The following is a 573-nucleotide window of genomic DNA, read 5'->3' as shown; positions in this document are numbered from 1 at the left end:
GCACCCAACATGGCACATTGCGATGCCGGAAGCGGGAGCCATCCACTCCATCAATGGCGCGACAATGACGACTGCACAAGATCGGCGCCGTGCTGGAAGCACGCCTTCGGCGTGACGAGCGGACCGAGCGGCTGGACATCGTGCCGGCGCAGCTGCGTGTGATCGTGACCTTGCGTCCCAAGAATGCCTGCCGCGCCTGCACCGATGGTGTGACACAGGCTCCGGCCCCGGCGGCCCTGATCTCGGCCGGTCTGCCCACAGAGGCACCATCGCCCATATCCTGGTCAGCAAGTATGCCGACCACCTGGCATTATATCGCCAGAGCCAGATGCTCGCCCGGTCGGGTGTCACCATCGATCGCGGCACCCTGGCCGACTGGGATGAAGATCGGTCCCGCAGGGATCAAGCCGTCCAGTGGACGGTTTGAAGGTATGAACGGGCGGAGCCCCGGGGAGTGTCGCCGCATCCCACCTGCGGCCTGTCGTCGACCGGCTGGCCGAGCACCTGAATGCGTCCACCAAGCTGTTCATGGACGAGACCACGGCGCCGGTGCTGGCTCCGGGGCGGGGACGG

Annotated in this window: 1 pseudogene; it reads left to right on the top strand. The window is 66.3% G+C overall.

Annotated features, from left to right (window positions below):
- Positions 1–71: 71 nt before the first annotated feature.
- Positions 72–573: pseudogene (locus tag V8324_RS22270) on the top strand (IS66 family transposase); the annotation flags it as partial.

The organism is Roseovarius sp. D22-M7 (assembly GCF_037083785.1).
Classification (GTDB): Bacteria; Pseudomonadota; Alphaproteobacteria; order Rhodobacterales; family Rhodobacteraceae; genus Roseovarius.
Note: the sequence above shows the minus strand (reverse complement) of the source record. Positions and strands in the feature narration are given on the sequence as shown.